The 18,066-nt window shown below is 65.6% G+C and carries 18 protein-coding genes and 1 pseudogene; 3 read left to right on the forward strand and 16 right to left on the reverse strand.

The annotated features are described in order from the left end of the window. Positions 1 to 98 precede the first annotated feature (98 nt). Positions 99 to 932 carry a thymidylate synthase gene (locus A5766_RS22955; protein ID WP_005204498.1) on the reverse strand — a complete coding sequence of 278 codons (834 nt, stop codon included), beginning with the start codon at positions 930 to 932 and terminating at the stop codon, positions 99 to 101. Between the two features lie 106 nt (positions 933 to 1,038). Here A5766_RS22955 and A5766_RS22960 point away from each other — a divergent pair, with 106 nt between their 5' ends. Beyond that, on the forward strand, positions 1,039 to 1,410 hold the full coding sequence (locus tag A5766_RS22960; protein WP_039855063.1) for an HNH endonuclease: 372 nt from the start codon (positions 1,039 to 1,041) through the stop codon (positions 1,408 to 1,410). 38 nt (positions 1,411 to 1,448) lie between these two features. On the opposite strand, the gene A5766_RS22965 is transcribed toward A5766_RS22960, so the two are convergent. From A5766_RS22965 to A5766_RS22990, 6 genes are all read right to left on the reverse strand, one after another. Then, on the reverse strand, positions 1,449 to 2,126 hold the full coding sequence (locus tag A5766_RS22965) for a GAP family protein (RefSeq protein WP_064906605.1): 678 nt from the start codon (positions 2,124 to 2,126) through the stop codon (positions 1,449 to 1,451). 311 nt (positions 2,127 to 2,437) lie between these two features. After that, a complete protein-coding gene (locus tag A5766_RS22970; protein WP_005204489.1) occupies positions 2,438 to 2,890 on the reverse strand; it encodes a flavodoxin family protein in 453 nt (150 codons plus the stop codon). Between the two features lie 16 nt (positions 2,891 to 2,906). Further along, positions 2,907 to 3,476: a maleylpyruvate isomerase N-terminal domain-containing protein gene (locus A5766_RS22975; RefSeq protein ID WP_005204487.1), complete on the reverse strand. Its 570-nt coding sequence runs from the start codon at positions 3,474 to 3,476 to the stop codon at positions 2,907 to 2,909. Further along, positions 3,473 to 3,988: a hypothetical protein gene (locus tag A5766_RS22980; protein ID WP_005204486.1), complete on the reverse strand. Its 516-nt coding sequence runs from the start codon at positions 3,986 to 3,988 to the stop codon at positions 3,473 to 3,475. The genes A5766_RS22975 and A5766_RS22980 overlap by 4 nt, the downstream gene beginning before the upstream one ends. A 6-nt stretch (positions 3,989 to 3,994) precedes the next feature. Continuing rightward, positions 3,995 to 4,747 carry a 4-hydroxy-tetrahydrodipicolinate reductase gene (dapB, locus tag A5766_RS22985; protein WP_005204484.1) on the reverse strand — a complete coding sequence of 251 codons (753 nt, stop codon included), beginning with the start codon at positions 4,745 to 4,747 and terminating at the stop codon, positions 3,995 to 3,997. Between the two features lie 75 nt (positions 4,748 to 4,822). Then, positions 4,823 to 5,305 carry an Lrp/AsnC family transcriptional regulator gene (locus tag A5766_RS22990; RefSeq protein WP_005204483.1) on the reverse strand — a complete coding sequence of 161 codons (483 nt, stop codon included), beginning with the start codon at positions 5,303 to 5,305 and terminating at the stop codon, positions 4,823 to 4,825. 170 nt (positions 5,306 to 5,475) lie between these two features. On the opposite strand from A5766_RS22990, the gene ald reads away from it, so the two are divergent. After that, positions 5,476 to 6,591, forward strand: a complete 1,116-nt coding sequence (gene ald / locus A5766_RS22995) for an alanine dehydrogenase (protein WP_005204479.1) — start codon at positions 5,476 to 5,478, stop codon at positions 6,589 to 6,591. Positions 6,592 to 6,664: 73 nt separating this feature from the next. Here the strand turns inward: ald and A5766_RS25580 are convergent. From A5766_RS25580 to A5766_RS23030, 6 genes and pseudogenes are all read right to left on the reverse strand, one after another. Further along, a pseudogene (locus A5766_RS25580) lies at positions 6,665 to 7,290 on the reverse strand (GAP family protein). A 155-nt stretch (positions 7,291 to 7,445) separates the two neighbouring features. After that, positions 7,446 to 8,207 (reverse strand): NRDE family protein, encoded by a 762-nt coding sequence (locus A5766_RS23005; RefSeq protein ID WP_005204474.1) that lies wholly within the window; start codon positions 8,205 to 8,207, stop codon positions 7,446 to 7,448. Positions 8,208 to 8,235: 28 nt separating this feature from the next. Continuing rightward, a complete protein-coding gene (locus A5766_RS23010) occupies positions 8,236 to 9,732 on the reverse strand; it encodes a putative nucleotidyltransferase substrate binding domain-containing protein (RefSeq protein ID WP_064906607.1) in 1,497 nt (498 codons plus the stop codon). Between the two features lie 123 nt (positions 9,733 to 9,855). After that, positions 9,856 to 12,144 carry a polyribonucleotide nucleotidyltransferase gene (locus A5766_RS23015; protein WP_005204471.1) on the reverse strand — a complete coding sequence of 763 codons (2,289 nt, stop codon included), beginning with the start codon at positions 12,142 to 12,144 and terminating at the stop codon, positions 9,856 to 9,858. Between the two features lie 792 nt (positions 12,145 to 12,936). Then, positions 12,937 to 13,206, reverse strand: coding sequence for a 30S ribosomal protein S15 (gene rpsO, locus A5766_RS23025; RefSeq protein WP_005204469.1), 270 nt, complete (start codon positions 13,204 to 13,206; stop codon positions 12,937 to 12,939). A 167-nt stretch (positions 13,207 to 13,373) separates the two neighbouring features. Then, positions 13,374 to 14,348: a bifunctional riboflavin kinase/FAD synthetase gene (locus A5766_RS23030; RefSeq protein WP_039855079.1), complete on the reverse strand. Its 975-nt coding sequence runs from the start codon at positions 14,346 to 14,348 to the stop codon at positions 13,374 to 13,376. A gap of 205 nt (positions 14,349 to 14,553) precedes the next feature. On the opposite strand from A5766_RS23030, the gene A5766_RS23035 reads away from it, so the two are divergent. Beyond that, positions 14,554 to 15,258: a metal-dependent transcriptional regulator gene (locus A5766_RS23035; RefSeq protein ID WP_005204465.1), complete on the forward strand. Its 705-nt coding sequence runs from the start codon at positions 14,554 to 14,556 to the stop codon at positions 15,256 to 15,258. Positions 15,259 to 15,297: 39 nt separating this feature from the next. Here the strand turns inward: A5766_RS23035 and truB are convergent, their stop codons facing one another. From truB to A5766_RS23050, 3 genes are read right to left on the reverse strand one after another with little or no spacing between them, the layout of a single operon-like run. After that, positions 15,298 to 16,197, reverse strand: coding sequence for a tRNA pseudouridine(55) synthase TruB (truB, locus tag A5766_RS23040; RefSeq protein WP_005204463.1), 900 nt, complete (start codon positions 16,195 to 16,197; stop codon positions 15,298 to 15,300). A gap of 1 nt (position 16,198) precedes the next feature. Then, positions 16,199 to 16,855 carry a 4'-phosphopantetheinyl transferase family protein gene (locus A5766_RS23045; RefSeq protein ID WP_005204461.1) on the reverse strand — a complete coding sequence of 219 codons (657 nt, stop codon included), beginning with the start codon at positions 16,853 to 16,855 and terminating at the stop codon, positions 16,199 to 16,201. Beyond that, entirely contained in the window at positions 16,852 to 17,838 is a 987-nt protein-coding gene (locus A5766_RS23050; RefSeq protein WP_005204458.1) for a metallophosphoesterase family protein, read from the reverse strand. The genes A5766_RS23045 and A5766_RS23050 overlap by 4 nt, the downstream gene beginning before the upstream one ends. Positions 17,839 to 18,066: the final 228 nt, after the last annotated feature.

Raw genomic sequence — 18,066 nt, forward strand, 5'->3', positions numbered from 1 at the left:
TCATGATGTAACACACATCACACTTCGATACCATCGGTACTGAAAATCAGGCCGCAAGAAACCCTCCGTTCGGAGGACACGAACGGAGACTTCTCGAATCAGACCGCGACCGGCGCCTTGATGCCTGGGTGTGACTGATAGTCGACGATCTCGACGTCGTCGAACTCGTAGTCGAAGATCGACTCGCGCGGAGTCAGCCGAAGCGTCGGATACGGATACGGCTCACGCGAGAGTTGCCGGTTGACCTGGTCGACGTGGTTGTCGTAGATGTGGCAGTCGCCGCCGGTCCAGACGAACTCCCCGACGTCGAGACCAGCTTGCTGCGCCATCATGTGCGTGAGCAACGCGTACGACGCGATGTTGAACGGCACTCCGAGGAACAGATCAGCACTGCGCTGATAGAGCTGACACGACAGCTTGCCGTCGGCCACATAGAACTGGAAGAACGCGTGACACGGCGGTAGCGCCATCTGAGGGATCTCCCCCACGTTCCACGCGGACACGATGTTGCGTCGCGAGTCGGGATTGGTCTTGAGCATCTCGAGCGCCGCGGAAATCTGGTCGATGTGCTCGCCCGACGGCGTCGGCCAGCTTCTCCATTGGACGCCGTAGACAGGGCCGAGTTCGCCGTTCTCGTCGGCCCACTCGTCCCAGATCGTCACGCCCCTGTCCTGAAGCCATCGCACGTTCGAGTCGCCGCGCAGAAACCACAGCAATTCGTAGATGATCGACTTCAGATGCACCTTCTTGGTGGTGATCAGTGGGAAACCCTGAGCGAGGTCGTAGCGGAGCTGATGCCCGAACAGACTGCGCGTTCCGGTCCCGGTGCGATCGGCCTTGGGCGTGCCGGTGTCCATCACCAGACGCAGCAGGTCTTCATATGGCGTCGGAATCGTCTCTGTCGAGCTGAGGTCGCGGATGGCCGTACTCACGACTGCCAGTCTAGGGCCGCCGCACCTGCCCCCTGCCCCTGCGACACCCCTTGTGGGTTGCGTGTGGCTCGTGTGATGTGTGGTGACAACAGACTAGGCTCGACGCGTGCCTCCCCGCCCGCGTACCCGCGCCAACCGCTACGCACGACGTCGCAGGTCACGAGTCGCGTCGAAGTCACACGACCTGACTCCACTCCAGTGGGAAGCACTTCAGGAGGCGTGGGGCGGATGCGCGTACTGCCACGCCGATGGTGTTGCGCTACAACGCGATTGCATGTTGGCGATCTCCCGTGGTGGTCGCTACACCCTGAGCAACGTGGTGCCGTGCTGCCGCTCGTGCAACGCCAGCAAGTGCAATACCGAGGTCACCACCTGGATGCGTCGCAAGAAGCTCGACGAACGTTTGTTCCTGGTCCGGCAGGCGCAGATCATCGCCGAACTGACCGACACCGTCGACGAAGCGCAACCCACGGAATGACCAGTCCGCGGAATGACCAGCCCTCGTGAGAACCGCCCTCATGAGAACACTGCGAGACCTGTGCCGATGAAGTACACGCCGACGACGAGACACGTAATGATGGTGATCGGCGAGATGTTTGCCTCGAGCCACTCCCTGAAGTTGTTCAGCGCCGGATCGAGCCGGTGACCTCCCACTATCGCAATGAGCAGCGGAAGCAGGATGCCGAGACTGGCGATGAGGACAAAGATCACCAGCACTATCCACGCCTCTGACCGGTTCCCGGTGTCCTCGGCTATGCGCGCCCCCGCGCCGAAACTGAGTGGCACGTTCTTCACGATTGCCACCGCCTCGATGAGTCCGAGCCCCAACACCGACAGCCCCGACATCGCCGTCACCCTGGCCAGCAGTTTCGCTTCGCTCGCCGGCTCACCTGGTGCGGGTCGCTTTCGCCAGGCAACCACTGCGAGTCCAAGGAAGATCACCCCGAGAATCAGGGTGAAGATCTTGACTCCGTCATCCGTGGCGGCGGGTGAATCCTCTTCTGCCACGTCCGTCACCGCGACCGCGATGCCCGTCACGACGAGCAGACTGATGATCCACCCCACAGCAAAGAGAACCGCTTTGGCGCGGCCGTGTTCGGACAACAGGAGCACGACACCCGAGATGATCGCGACCGGACTGATCGCGACCGTCACCGCGATCGGCAACACATCTCCAACGGCGGTGGCGATCACGCCGGTACTCCCGTCACGAAGCCACTGCCTGCCACGAAGCCACTGCCTGCCACGAAGCCACTGCCTGCCACGACGAGCCTGAACCTCTCACGATTGACGCCCTCCGCACTCACCGACGATTGACTGCGCAAGTCTTCCAGCAGTTGCGCAGATTCGTCGTAGATCACGGCAAAGTCGGCACAAACTGGGCGGTGGTGCCGCTTGTCGAAACTCGACGTTCCACACGCGGCTCGAGTCGGCAGACGCGGCTGGTGTACCGGCCGCGTTTGCCAATTCGAGCCGCGTCTGTGATGTCGATCTGCCCGGGGAGCCTAGTCCGAGAGACCCGCGGCCACGGTCGCGCCCAACTCCCAGCACGCCTCGAGGACCGCCTTGTCCGGCTTGTTCGACGCGATCACGTACTCCGCGGCCTTCTCCCAACCAAGCCCCGCGGTGATCCGGTCGACAGCGTTCACCGCGCCTTCCGTTCCCTCGTTGCCGTGAAGGTAGAGGCCGAACGGGCGACCGCGCGTCGAGTCGAGGATCTGGTAGTAGGAGCAGTCGAAGGCGTGCTTGAGTGCGCCCGAGATCGACCCGAGGTTCGCCGGGCTGCCAAGGACGTAGCCGTCGGCGTCGAGGAAGTCGCTCGTCGATACCGACAGCGCGGCCCGGCGCACGACGTCGACCCCCTCGATCTCGGGGTCGGTCGCGCCGGACACCACCGCCTCGAACATCGCCTGGCAATGCGGCGACGGCGTGTGATGGATGATCAGCAGGCGACTCATGATCTGCTCCCCGAGGTCATCGTGCCCGTCCGGAAAACGCCAGGAGCCGATCGGCCGCGCTCGCCGAGTCGGTGTCGGCGCACTCGAGAGCAGCGCCGAAAAGGCCCAAGCCCCTGAGTTCTTCAATGAGAGGCGACGCGTCGCTGAGAAGGTACTCGACGAGATCGTCCGACGGCTCCCACCTGATTCCGATACCGACGCAGAGGTCGTGGGTGTGCAGCGCGAGATCCATGGCGCGCATGATCAGCAGGTCGTCACCCGAGCGCTGCCCGGCCCGATGATCCACGGCAGCGCTGAGGTCAGCGGCCGCTGCGGACTCGCGCAGCATGGTTTCGTAGCACCAGAACTCACCAACCGGATCGTCGACGATGTAGTCGGAGTCCCTGGTCGTCTCGACATCGCCGGCACTCGCACCCGCGAGCAGCATCGCGTATCGATGGCCACCGCCGGTGACGTGATTGATGAGGTCGCGGTTGGTCCAGCCATCGGCGCCACTGCGGCGATCGAGCGCAGCCGGACCGACCTGCGCGAGCGCGTCGGCCCAGAGCTGCTCCGCATCCAGCAGCGCACGGACAGCGTCACTCATGTGCTGGGCCGCTCGTCACGTCCATGGAACTGGGCCACAGCACGCTTCATCATCTCTCTGGCTCGGGAGCGATCTCCCGCGTAGTCGTAGGCGCGCGCGATCCGATACGTGTTGTGCCAATCGGAGGGGTTCGCTTCCCACTCCTGCTTGACCTGTGCGAAGAGTTCGTCCGCGGCCTCGCGTTCGATGCGACCCGACGCTCGACGCGGCAGGTCGGAGACGTTGAGTTCACGCCCCTCCTGCGCCATGATCCGCGCCAGTTTCTGATGTTCGATACCCGCACGCAGCGTCGACCAGATCAGCCACGCACCGAGGAACGGCAGGATCAACACACCGATGCCGAGCCCCACCGCCACGACGCCGCCGTGCGCGATGAGTTGCACACCGGTCCTGCCGAGCAGCACGAAGTAGACGATCATGGCGACAACGAGAAACCCGATCATCCACACGATCGGGCGGGCGTCGCGCTGCGTCGGATCCTTCTTGTGCTTCTTGTTCGGCTCGGCAGACATCGGCAGTTACAGGTCCATCAGTTCGTCGAGTCCGACGGTCAGGCCCGGGCGGGTGCCGATCTGGCGAACGCCGAGTAGCACGCCCGGCGCGAACGAACTGCGATCGATCGAGTCGTGACGGATGGTCAGCGTCTCGCCCTGTGTACCGAGGAGGACCTCCTGGTGCGCGACGAGACCGGCGAGTCGGACGGAGTGCACGCGCACGCCGTCGACAACTGCTCCCCGCGCGCCGGGGAGTTCCTCGGTCGTGGCATCGGGGCTCGGCCCGACGCCCGCCTGGGCACGCGACTCAGCGATCAGCGCCGCCGTGCGATACGCGGTGCCGGACGGCGCGTCGGCCTTATGCGGATGGTGCAGCTCGATGACCTCAACGGAGTCGAAGAAGCGCGCCGCCTGCTGCGCGAAACGCATCGACAGGACGGCTCCGATCGCAAAGTTGGGTGCGATCAGCACTCCGACGCCCGGCGCATCGGACAACCACTCGCGCACCTGCGCAAGACGTTCCGCGGTGAATCCGGTCGTACCGACGACCGCGTGAATTCCGTTCTCTATCAAGAACTTCAGGTTGTCCATGACCACGCTCGGATGCGTGAAGTCGATGACGACGGAGGTGTCCGTGTCGACGAAGGCAGCGGGATCGTCGCCCTTGTCGACGCCCGTGGTGAAGACGAGATCCTCGGCGGCCTCGACAGCGTCGACCATGGCCTGCCCGACCTTGCCCCCACTGCCGAACACGCCCACTCTGATCTCGTCACTCATCGGTGCTCCCTCTCCTCGCGTGCTCGGTCGAACATTCCTGTCCGAGTCTAGTGGGCGGCACTTTCGTGCCGACCCTCAGTAGATCGGCGCATCGCCGCGCTGGTGGTCGAAGACCAGCGACGTCGTGGTACCTGCGACTTCGCGTCTGGCATTGAGCATCTCGACGAACGTGCGCAATGCCTCGGTGTCGGCGGTCGCGACGTGCAGCAGGTAGTCGTCGGCACCCGCGAGAAAGAAGACGTCGATCACTTCATCTCGCTGTGCGATCTCGCCGACGAACTGGCGGATCTGCCCACGCGCATCCGACTGCAAGCTCACGGCGACCATTGCCCGCAATGGCCGTCCGACCGCGGCCGGATCGACGTCGGCGAAGAATCCGCGGATCACACCGGCGTCGACGAGCCGTCGGAGGCGTCCGTGTGCTGTCGACGCCGCGATCCCCACTCGTGCCGCAAGCTCACTGTTGGGGATACGCGCATCGAGTTGCAGGACGCGCAGTAGTTCACGATCGGTCGCGTCGAGCTCGACTGCCCGAACATCCTTCGGCGTGGCGGCCATCACAACTCCTCGATCTGACGATTCTTCACCTTGAACCGCAATCTACAGAACTTTCCTCATCAATATTGTGCACCATTCGACGTTCCTTCACGCTTGAAGGTGTTCAGCGCAGAGCAGCGCCTCCGCCGCGCAGCACATGACCACACCCCAACACTTCCGAGGAGCACCCGATGCGTATCGGCATCCCCACCGAAATCAAGAACAACGAATACCGCGTCGCCATCACGCCTGCAGGCGTCGCCGAGCTGACCAAACGCGGCCACGACGTGATCATCGAGGCAGGTGCAGGCCTCGGTTCCGCCATCGACGACACCGACTTCAAGGCCGCCGGCGCACAGATCCTCGACACCGCCGCCGCGGTCTGGGAGCAGGCCGACCTGCTCCTCAAGGTCAAAGAGCCCATCGAGGCCGAATACGGACTCATGCGCGAGGGCCAGACGATCTTCACCTACCTGCACCTTGCGGCCAGCCGCCCGTGCACCGACGCGCTGCTCGCGTCTGGCACCACGTCGATCGCCTACGAGACGGTCCGCGCCGCCGACGGTTCGCTTCCCCTGCTCGCCCCGATGAGCGAGGTCGCAGGCCGACTCGCTCCTCAGGTGGGCGCCTACCACCTCATGCGTTCCGAAGGCGGCCGCGGCGTGCTGATGGGCGGCGTCCCCGGTACCGAGCCCGCCGACGTCGTCGTCATCGGTGCCGGCGTCAGCGGCGTCAACGCCGCGACCATCGCCATGGGCATGGGCGCACAGGTCACCGTCTTCGACCTCGACATCGCCAAACTGCGCGCGGTCGACGCACGCTTCGGCGGCCGCGTCCACACCCGCTACTCGACGTCGCTGGCACTCGCCGACGCGGTCAAGCAGGCCGACCTGGTGATCGGCGCGGTCCTCGTCCCCGGCGCGAAGGCGCCTGTGCTCGTCCCCAACAGCCTTGTCGCGCAGATGAAGTCGGGCGCGGTGCTCGTCGACATCGCCATCGATCAGGGCGGCTGCTTCGAGGATTCGCGTCCCACCACCCACGACGACCCGACCTTCACCGTGCATGACACCGTGTTCTACTGCGTCGCGAATATGCCCGGCACCGTTGCCCGTACGTCGACGCAGGCACTCACCGGTGCCACGCTCCCCTACGTGCTGCAGCTCGCCGACAAGGGCTGGGAGAAGGCCTTGGCAGACAATGCCGCACTCGCAGGCGGCCTGAGCACCCACGCGGGCACGTTGTTCAATGCCGAGGTCGGCGCAGCGCTCGACATCCCCGCCGAGCAGAATCCGTTCGCCACCAGCTGACCACGACCTCCATCGCGAAACCGCCGGACCCGAGATCGCCTCGGGCCCGGCGGTTGTCGTGCGTGCCTGCAACTCAGGACGCGAGCAGGGCATCGATCCCGTTGGTCGTCACGACGGCGCCCAGGATGATGAGCACGGCACCGACGATCACTGCGTTGTACCGCGTGATCACCTCGTCGACCCGCGCCAGCGTCGCTCCCGCGCGGTCCCCTGCCAACTGCGTTGCCACGGTGGGTGCGGCCACTCCGATACTGCCGACGACGACGAACACGACGATTCCGACGGCCTGAGCGCCGATGTTGTCCGTCGCCTCGGCGACGGCGACACTGGCCGCGACAGCGAGGAAGAGGTTTTGGGGTTCAGCGCCGCCATACCGATACCGAAGGCAAAGACCGTTGACCCGCGCATACGCTCGATCGACTCGTACCACGACGGCACGTCGCCCTTGTTCGGGTTCCGCCACTCGCCATACCACTTCCACACGCCGAGGCCGAGGAGGATGACGCCCACAACGACGCCGACCACGCCGCCGACGGTCCCCGTCTCACCGGCGAGGGACACCAGGTCGGCGACAGCGACCACCACCCCGCAGACGATTACGAGCCCGAGAATCCAACCGAGCAGAAAGCTCCAACCAGCCCCCACCGACCGTCTGATCACCAGCGCCATGCTGACCATCACCAGTGGCGCCGACGCCATCAGTAGGCCGAGTGCAATGGGTAGAACGTCGACTGCAGCGCGAATCACCTGAGCAACATAACCGGACGGCGGCTGCGATGCGCACACTCGGGGTGCAGCACGACGACCCGTGTCGATAGCGGAAACCAGCCGGCGGCGACCAGTCACTGCGGAGATCACCAGGACAGCACCGTGGTCGCGGCGGCCTTTCCCTCGTGGAAACGACGTTCGGTCAGGTCGCCGCGGCCGTCGCGTCCCATGCGCAGCACCGACGAGGCGCGGGTGCCGTAGCCGTCCATGTCGACGAACATCGCTGAGAGCTCGTGTTCACGCTCGGGGTCGATGCCCGTGTCCGGCAGTCGCGCGGGGTCGGCCAGGCGCCGATCGTCGAGCATCGCAAGGTAGTCGTCCGGCAGCGCGCCCGGCTCGGCCGCGACGTGCTGGAACCGTCGAACACCATCGGTCACCTTGGGCCAGTCGCTGTCGAGCACGCCATTCGACAATCCGTGCCAGCCGGGCGCCACGGCCCTCGCCTCGGGCACGGGCGCATTCGTCGCCCACCAGACGTCGACGCCGTCGGCCACCAGCAGGTTGACCGGCGCGTATTCGTCGGCGTGTCGCAAAAGATGCTCCGCCGCTTCCCGCGGGGTGGCCTCACCGACGAGGAAGTCGACGGGCAGGTCGCCGCGTGATCGTTTGTCCGGCAGCACTTTCGGCTCGCCGATGCGCACATTCGTCACCGCCGCCATGCGTCGTGGCGACGTCGTCGACACACCCATCCACGTGCCGCCGGCCGTCAGATCACGACCACCGATGATCGGGGCGTCGGCCCACCGGTGAATGCCGTCGGTCGGTCGCGAGTAGATCTCGTCACGATTGGCGGCCAGGAGAAACTCGTATCCCGGGGCGGCGTCGACGGCGAACAGAATCAAACACACCGCGCGCGACCCCTTCTCACAGAATTCATTACGCCGAACCTACCGGCAGATAGTGCGCGCGGTTGGCGGCCCGGCGCTGCACCCCGGCGATCTCGCGTACGGCCTGCGCGACCATGCTGCGGTCGAGCGGAGACAACCGTTTCATGTCCAGCACGTCACTCACCTCCTCACCCCGATCAAACTGTGCGACTTGGTAATTGAGGCGGATTCGCTGCAAGATCTCGAAGACCTCGATCAAGGTGTCGGCCTGGTCGTTGGACAACAACTCGGTTCCCGACGCGGCGCGTAACCGACCGCGTGTTTCGAGTTGCGGCGACCCCACCGACAACGCCGCCCAGCGGGCGAAGTTCACCAGGGGACCGATCGCATGTTGCTTGATGTCGAAGTCATCGCCGCGACGAGTCAGAACATCACGCATCGACCGCATCTTCGCTCTGGTGGCAAGAGCTTCTGCCAGCAGGAGATTCAGCGTTCCTCGGTGTCGTCGAAGGTCGGCGAACACCTCGCCGACCGCCGGGAGCCCTTCATCGCCCCAGATGGGGCGGGCGTCGATCAACAACGACGTGAGAATCATGCCCTTGTTCTCCAACGGCTCGGCGAGCCACCGTTCCGCGGCAGCGCGCCACCGCGCGTGAGTGCGCGAGAACAACGGCATCGAGGCGATCGCGCCGTTGTCATCGACGGCCATGCCCGCTCCGCGGAGCACAGCGTCGACCTCTCCGAAGGCCACCCGATAAGCCTGCACCTGCTCGTCGCTGACGTCGTCGGAGAACGAGACGGCCGAGTCGATGTCGGAACTCAACACGGTCTCCCGACGAGCGTTGCTGCCCAACGACATCCACGTCAACTTGGTCGGGTCCAACTCCGGATGTGAGGCCAGGACGAGTTCGAGTGCACGACGGACCACTGCATCGACGACAAGAGACGCCATCGTGGTAACCGAGTGTGCTGGTTGCTCGCGACGGACCAGGTCGGCGATCAGGTACGGCACCCGAGACGCACGCTCCTGCAATTCGACGACGTCGCGCGCACGTGAGATCTGCTCGCGCAGAGCAACACTCGGCCCTCCGGGTGCCGCCACGAAGTCCGACGGCGCGACAACGCCGTGCACCACTCCGCCTGCGTCGACGACGGGCAGTGCCGTCAGGTCGTTCTCAAGGATCGTGGTGAGCGCGTCGGTGGCCGCGACGTGCGGCGCGACCACGGTTGCGCGACGCTGCGTCAGCGCGGTCACCGGGGTATCGAGCGATGCGCCCGCCGCGACAACTCGCTCACGGAGGATCGCGTCGGTGAGCACTCCGAAACCGCCGTCGCGCAACGGGATCAGCACGTGGTCGCGATTGCGCTCGGTCATCAGTTGCGCCGCTTCCCGCACCGACATGTCGGCCGTGCCGACAACCGGGGCTGAGCGGATGAGGCTCTCGACGGTGTGGTCGACCGATCCGGCGGGCTCACGCCGGTGTGCGACGGTGAGCTTGTCCGCGACGACTCCGGCAGCCTCACCGCCCCGCTCATCTTCCGCCATCGCCACTCCCCTCACCGAACATCCTCGTCACCATGTCGTCACCGACGACGGCGGCCCGTCGTCCACTCCATTGTGGACGACGGGCCGTCGAGTTCTCGCGGCGAGCGCCGCGGCGTCAGCAGATCAGGCGTCTGCCGAAGCCTTGTCTTCGGACTGCTCCGCATCGCTGCCGGACTTGTCGCTGTCGTCGACCGGGACGAGGCTGATCTTGCCGCGCTCGTCGATGTCGGCGATCTCGACCTGAAGCTTGTCGCCGACCTTCACGACATCCTCAACCTTGTTGATGCGCTTGCCCTTACCGAGCTTGCTGATGTGCACCAGACCGTCGCGGCCCGGCAGCAGCGACACGAACGCGCCGAAGGCGGTGGTCTTCACCGCGGTGCCAAGGAAGCGCTCGCCCACCTTGGGCAGCTGCGGGTTGGCGATAGCGTTGACCTTGTCGATCGCGGCCTGCGCCGAGACGCCGTCGGCAGCACCGATGAACACGGTGCCGTCGTCCTCGATCGAGATGTTGGCGCCGGTGTCCTCGGTGATGCCGTTGATCGTCTTGCCCTTGGGGCCGATCAGCTCGCCGATCTTGTCCATCGGGATCTTGATGGTGGTGATCCGCGGGGCGTACGGGCTCATCTCGTCGGGCTCGTCGATGGCCTCGGCCATGACGTCAAGGATGGTCAGGCGCGCGTCCTTGGCCTGGCTCAATGCGCCGGCCAGCACCTTCGACGGGATGCCGTCGAGCTTGGTGTCGAGCTGAAGCGCCGTGACGAAGTCCTTGGTGCCCGCGACCTTGAAGTCCATGTCGCCGAAGGCATCTTCGGCACCGAGGATGTCGGTGAGCGCGACGTAGCGGGTCTCGCCGTCGACAGTGTCGGACACGAGGCCCATCGCGATACCCGCGACCGGAGCGCGCAGCGGCACACCGGCATTGAGCAGCGACATGGTCGACGCACAGACCGAACCCATCGAGGTGGAACCGTTGGAGCTCAACGCTTCCGACACCTGACGAATCGCGTACGGGAAGTCCTCGACGCTCGGGATCACCGGCACGAGGGCACGCTCGGCGAGCGCGCCGTGGCCGATCTCGCGACGCTTGGGCGATCCGACGCGACCGGTCTCACCGGTCGAGTACGGCGGGAAGTTGTAGTGGTGCATGTAGCGCTTCGACGTCTCGGGTCCGAGCGAGTCGATCTGCTGCGCCATCTTGACCATGTCGAGTGTGGTGACACCGAGGATCTGGGTCTCGCCGCGCTCGAACAGTGCCGAACCGTGGGCGCGCGGGATCACGGCGACCTCGGCCGAGAGCGACCGGATATCGGTGATGCCACGACCGTCGATACGGAAGTGGTCGGTCAGGATGCGCTGACGCACGAGCTTCTTGGTGACCGAGCGGTATGCCGCACCGATCTCCTTCTCACGACCCTCGAACTGCTCGCCGAGCGAGGCGAGGATGTCGGCCTTGAGTTCGTCGGTCTTCTCGTCGCGCTCCTGCTTGCCCGGGATGGTGAGGATCTGCGAGAGACGCTCGGTGGCAGCAGCCGAGACGGCGTCGTAGACCTCGGACTCGTAGGCCGGGAAGAGCGGGAACTCAGCGGTCTCCTTGGCAGCGGCCGCTGCGAGCGACTTCTGCGCCTCACAGAGACGAGCGATGAACGGCTTGGCAGCCTCGAGGCCCTCGGCGACGATGGCCTCGGTCGGCGCCTGCGCGCCGCCTGCCACGATGTCGATGACGTTGTCGGTTGCCTCGGCCTCGACCATCATGATCGCGACGTCGGCGTCATCGCCTTCTCCGACGATGCGGCCGGCGACGACCATGTCGAAGACTGCGCCTTCGAGCTGCTCGACGGTCGGGAACGCCACCCACTGGCCGGCCTTGTTCTCCTCGGTCGGGATGAGCGCGACACGCACGCCACCGACAGGACCGGAGAACGGCAGGCCCGCGAGCTGGGTCGACGCCGATGCCGCGTTGATCGCGACGACGTCGTACAGATCCTTGGGGTCGAGGCTCAGGACGGTGACGACGACCTGGATCTCGTTGCGCAGGCCGTCGACGAACGACGGACGAAGCGGACGGTCGATCAGACGGCAGGTCAGGATGGCATCGGTCGACGGACGGCCCTCACGGCGGAAGAACGACCCGGGAATGCGTCCCGCGGCGTACATACGCTCTTCGACGTCGACGGTGAGGGGGAAGAAGTCGAAGTGCTCCTTGGGATGCTTCGACGCCGCTGTCGTCGACAGCAGCATGGTCTCGTCATCGAGGTAGGCGGTTACCGAACCGGCTGCCTGCAGGGCGAGACGTCCGGTCTCGAACCGGATGGTGCGGGTGCCGAAGCTGCCGTTGTCGATGACGGCCGTTGCCTCGGTGATCGCGTCGTCGAACTCCTCGACGACCTCAGTGGTGGTGACATCTGTCATGTGGGCTATGAATCCCTTCGTGCCGGTCGCATTCGACGCGACCGTGGTGGTGGCCGCCCATAGCGACCCGAATATGCGGATTGGGACCAGGAGCGACAGACTGACGTGCGCTCCCGATGAACTGCGCGAATGAACTCGCGCACCGGGGCGCGCGTAGCGCCACTACCGGCCCAGAACATCGCGCGAAATGGCCACTGCATGCCAGGGCCGCCCTAGTGCGACCCGTGGGTGCTCAGACGGCCTTCGATCGAAGCGGCCGGAATCATCTGGCGATTCCGGCGGCCACTACCGAGGACCGATCTGACTCTACGACATGTGTGTGAGCACACAAATCTGCAACGTTCCGCTTATCAGCCTATCATCGCTGCCCCTGAGACCAGGAAACGACGAGGCCGGGAAACGACGAACCGGCCACCTCCACGTGGGAGATGACCGGTCCGTTCAGTTCGTGTGTCGCTCAGCGACGGAACCCAGGGTCGCTCAGCGACCGCAGCTCGGGGTCGCTCAGCGACCGCAGCTCGGGGTCGCTCAGCGACCGCAGCTCGGGGTCGCTCAGCGACCGCAGCTCGGGGTCGCTCAGCGACCGCAGCTCGGGGTCGCTCAGCGACCGCAGCTCGGGGTCGCTCAGCGACCGCAGCTCGGGGTCGCTCAGCGACCGCAGCTCGGGGTCGCTCAGCGACCGCAGCTCGGGGTCGCTCAGCGACCGCAGCTCGGGGTCGCTCAGCGACCGCAGCTCGGGGTCGCTCAGCGACCGCAGCTCGGGGTCGCTCAGCGACCGCAGCTCGGGGTCGCTCAGCGACGCAGGCCGAGGCGCTCGATCAGCGAGCGGTAGCGTGCGATGTCGACCTTGGCGACGTACTTGAGCAGGCGGCGACGACGGCCGACGAGCAGCAGCAGACCACGACGGCTGTGGTGATCGTGCTTGTGCTCCTTGAGGTGCTCGGTGAGGTCGGTGATGCGCTTGGTCAGCAGCGCGACCTGAGCCTCGGGCGAGCCGGTGTCGGTCTCGTGGAGGCCGTACTCGGTGAGGATTTCTTTCTTCTGCTCGGCAGTCAATGCCATGGAGATACTCCTGTTGTTTCAGTCCCGCGTCATCTGTGACCAGCGGCAATCCCACCCGGGATCGTCAACGCTGATTCGGTGCGCCACCGCGGACTGCAGCGGCACCGACATGTCAGGCTACCAACCGCGCAGGTCCCAGCCCAAATCGCGCCAAAGCGCCCTGGGTCCTACGAGCCGCTCTGGGTCGCGGCGAGAATGCCTCGGGTCTTGTCGACGTCTCCGCTCATCGCGGTCAGCAGATCGTCGATGCTGTCGAAGTTCTCCATGCCGCGGATTCTGTCGACGAAGTCGACGGCGACGTGCTGACCGTAGAGGTCGGCCGTGGTGTCGAGGACGAATGCCTCGACAGTCCGCGTACGCCCGGAGAACGTCGGGTTGGTACCCACCGACACAGCCGCCTGGTAGCTCTCCCCCGGAATCACCTGGCCCACAACCGGTCCGGGTCCAAGAACCGTGAACCACGCGGCGTACACCCCGTCAGCCGGAATGGCCGCGTACATCGGCGGTGCGACATTGGCTGTGGGATAACCCAATTCGCGTCCACGTCCGTCACCGCGAACCACCACTCCCTCGACGCGGTGGGGCCGTCCGAGGGCTTCTGCCGCGCGCTCGACGTCGCCCGCAGCAACGCACGAGCGGATGTAGGTCGACGAGTAGGTCACCGCGTGCTCGCCGAACAGCGAGATGGCCTGCACCTCGAACCCGAAGCGCTGACCGAGCTCTGTGAGCTTCTCGACGTTGCCCGCGGCCTTCTTCCCGAAGGTGAAATTGGCACCGACCACCACTTCGGCGGCATGCAGGCTCTCGACGAGAACGTTGTGCGCGAAGTCCTTCGGAGAACGCGACGCCAGCTCGGGGGTGAACGGCATCACGCAGAAGACGTCGATTCCCAACTCCTCGGCCAACTCGGCCCGACGAGTCAGCGTCGTCAACTGTGGTGGGTGCGTTCCGGGGCGGACCACCTCGGCGGGGTGCGGGTCGAACGTCATCAACACCGACGGGATGCCACGCTCGGCCGCCGCGGAGGTCGCGGCGTGGATCAACTGCGCGTGCCCCCGGTGGACGCCGTCGAACACACCGATGGTGACCACACACCTGCCCCAATCCGCGGGCACCTCGTCCAGACCTCGCCATCGCAACACGCCGACAAGCCTACGGCGACCGACGCCGGTGAACCAGCACCCGCGCCCGCCCGATGCCGATCCGAACGCGCATCGTGAATCACGCACGTCCACACAGTGAATCGCGGCATGCCACCACACCAATGACAGTTGTCCATGCCGCGATGGCGCCGGGTTGGGTCGGCCACGGAGCTTCGGCGTAGGTAGGCGGGGCTAAGCTCGTTTCATGCCTCAAACCCGAGCTGCCGGTCCCGATACGTCCGTGGCCGAGTTGTCGACGGTCACCCAGGACTACCTCAAGGTCATCTGGACCAGCCAGGAGTGGGCCGAGGTCAAGGTGACCACCAAGATGCTCGCCGACAAGATGGGCGTATCGGCGTCGACGGCGTCGGAGGCCATCCGCAAACTCGCCGATCAGGGCCTCGTCTCACACGAGCGGTACGGCGCAGTCACCCTCACCGACGAGGGTCGGGCGGCCGCGGTGCTGATGGTGCGACGCCACCGTTTGATCGAGACATTCCTCGTCCGCGAACTCGGCTACGGGTGGGATGAGGTGCACGACGAGGCCGAGGTCCTCGAGCACGCGATGTCCGACCGCTTCATGGCGCGCCTCGACACGAAACTCGGTCATCCGGACCGCGACCCGCACGGCGACCCCATCCCGCGTGTCGACGGCTCGATACCCGCACCGGAGGCGTTCTCACTCGCCGATCTCGACACGGGTGAGGGCGGCAGAATCGCACGAATCTCCGATACCGATCCCGAGGTGCTCCGCTACTTCGACCAACTCGGAGTCGCTCTGGACTGCGTGGTCCACGTCTCCGAGAAACGCCCGTTCGCCGGCACGATCTCGATCTCGATCGACGGCGCCGAGCCGATCGTGCTCGGCGACATCGCCGCTCGCGCGATCTTCCTCGTCGCCGAGCACTGAACACGACGCACTGTCAGGAGCGCGTCAAGCCACGCGTCGCTATCGCAGCGTTGCCGGCCGCACGACCATCACAGAACTCGCCCGACGCCCCTTTTCCTGCACCAGCGCGATGGCCTGCCCGGCGGGGTCGACAACCACGTAGATGCCCTTGCGCCCGATCGGCGTCAACCACCGTCCCTGACTAATGGATTCGGCCTCGTCGTCGTCGATATCGCGGTGCGGGAAGGAGATCAGGGCGGCCTCGTCGATCGTGAGACTGAGCTCGGGACGCTCAGCCAACTGCTCGAGGGTCCGTGCGTGTTCCAATGTGAACGGGCCGACCGCGGTTCGACGCAGCGCGGTCAGGTGTCCCCCGACTCCGAGTGCCGCGCCGAGATCGCGTGCGAGAGAGCGGATGTAGGTTCCTGCGGAACAGTCGACGACGACGTCGAGGTCGACGAACTCCCCCTCGTCGCGTCGAGCCAACACGTCGAATCGCGAGACGGTGACCGGCCTCGCGGCGAGCTCGAACTCCTCGCCGGTCCGTGCCAGCGCGTGCGCGCGCCTGCCGTCGACCTTGATCGCGCTGACCTTGGCAGGCACCTGCTCGATGTCGCCGGTGAGTGTCGCGACCGTTGCCGCGATCTGCTCGTCGGTGATCGACGACGCGTCGGCGCTCGAGATGACCTCGCCCATACGGTCGTCGCTGTCGGTTGCGGCGCCCAGGCGGATGGTCGCGGTGTACGACTTGGTGGTCAGTGCGAGCAATCCGAGCAGTTTTGTCGCCCGCTCGACGCCGACCACGAGCACTCCGGTCGCCATCGGGTCGAGTGTGCCCGCATGGCCAACTCGTCTGGTGTTGAACAGCTTTCGGCAACGAGAGACGACGTCGTGACTCGTGATGCCCTCATTCTTGTCGACGATGACCAATCCGGCGTTCTCGATCGATGAGTCGGCCACGTCAGCTCATCACGATCGTCGTGGTGATGTAGCCGTCGTCGACCAGCCAGCGCCCGGAGAACTCGGTGATCGGTGTTCCCCCGTCGATGACCGAGCCGTCGATCAGGATTCGGGAGCGGAAGGTCCCCATATTCTCCGCGGTCTGCTCGAACGTGATGTGGGCATCCTCGAAGCCGAGCCAGCGTTGGGTCAGCGGAAACCATGCCTTGTAGGTTGTCTCCTTGGCGCAGAACAGAAGTCGATCCCAGTGCAGCCCCGACGGCCGCTGTGCGATGACGTCACGTTCGGCAGGAATGCTGGTGTGCTCGAGCACGCCGTCGGGCAGCACGTCGTGCGGCTCGGCGTCGATCCCCAGTGTCCTGACGCCCATCGCGTACGCGACGATGGCGGCACGATATCCGTCGCAGTGCGTCAGGCTGCCCACGATCTGGTTCGGCCACAACGGCATTCCCTTGTCGCCGCGCATGATCGGCGTCGGCTCGATCCCGAGCTGTCCGAGCGCCTGACGGGCGCAGTGACGCGCCGTGATGAATTCACGACGACGCTTCTCGACGGCGCGCGAGATCAGCGATTCCTCGGCGGGCATCGGCTCGAGACCCGGTGGGTCGCCGAAGGATTCGGCGGAGGCGACGCCAGGTGGGAGGAGTCGTTCGATCACTTGTCGCCCTCCTGACCTGAGCTCGTCTGACCCGAGCTTCGCTGTGCTCGACGCTGCGCCACGCGTTCGGCGAACTCGCGGGCACGCTCGGCGTAATCCGGCGGCAGGTTGAAGCGCGCGCCGTGATCGGGTAGATCCTGTTCGCGCACACCGGGATCGGGTGCGATCTGACGTAGCAGCGGTTCGGGTAGGCCGCGTCGCTTCCACTCGCGCGGGTATCCGACCGACACCTCCTCGAACCGCACGTCGTCGTACCAGGTGGTGCGCGGGATGTGCAGATGTCCGTAGACGCTGCATGTGGCGTTGAACCGCGTGTGCCAGTCGGCGGTGAGTTCACTGCCGCACCACAGTGCGAATTCGGGGTAGAACAGCGCGTCGGTCGGTTCGCGCCGCAGCGGCCAGTGATTGATCAGGATGGTCTTCTCTGCCGGGTCGAGTGCCTCGAGACGCTTGCGCGTCGACTCGATGCGCGCCCTCCCCCACGCGTCCCGGGTCGGGTACGGCTCGGCGGACAGCAAGAACTCGTCTGTCGCCACCACGTTGCGTTCCCGTGCGACAGCGAGCGCCTGCAGCGCCGTCGAGGTGCCCTCCGGGCGGAACGTGTAGTCGTAGAGCAGAAACATCGGCACGACGCGGACGGGTTCGCTGCCATCGCCCGCGTCGAACAGCGGGTAGATGTCTTCCGGCGTGACCACCCCGATGTCGCGGCACGCCTGGACGAGGTAGTCGTAGCGCGCGACACCGAAGATCTGCAGCGGGTCCTTGGCGGTGGTGTAGAGCTCGTGGTTGCCCGGCACCCAGATCACCGTGTCGAATCGAGCCTTGAGTCGACGCAGGGTGTCGATGATGTCGTCGGTACGTTCGGACACGTCGCCCGCGACGATCAGCCAGTCGTCGGGAGCCGACGGTCGAATCTGGTCGACGATGCTCTCGTTGCCGCGGTGCGCGACGTGAAGATCGCTGATCGCCCAGAGTGTAGCCACGAGGATCCATCGTGCCAGATGGCCGCGGCGCCACTGTTTTCAACCGAATGAATCACCGGTGACCCACTCGATGTTGCGTTCCACCTTGTGTCAGGATGCGCACGTGTATCCGAGCCAACCCCAGCCGCCTATTGCACAACCACCTGGTCATTCCTACCAGCCCCCGTACCCGATGTACCCGCCACGCCGCCCCGCCCGCACACCTCTCGGCGACCGCGGCCCGTGGTG

Origin of the sequence: Gordonia sp. 852002-51296_SCH5728562-b (assembly GCF_001665475.1) — a bacterium.
In the GTDB taxonomy this organism is placed as follows: Bacteria; Actinomycetota; Actinomycetes; order Mycobacteriales; family Mycobacteriaceae; genus Gordonia; species Gordonia sputi.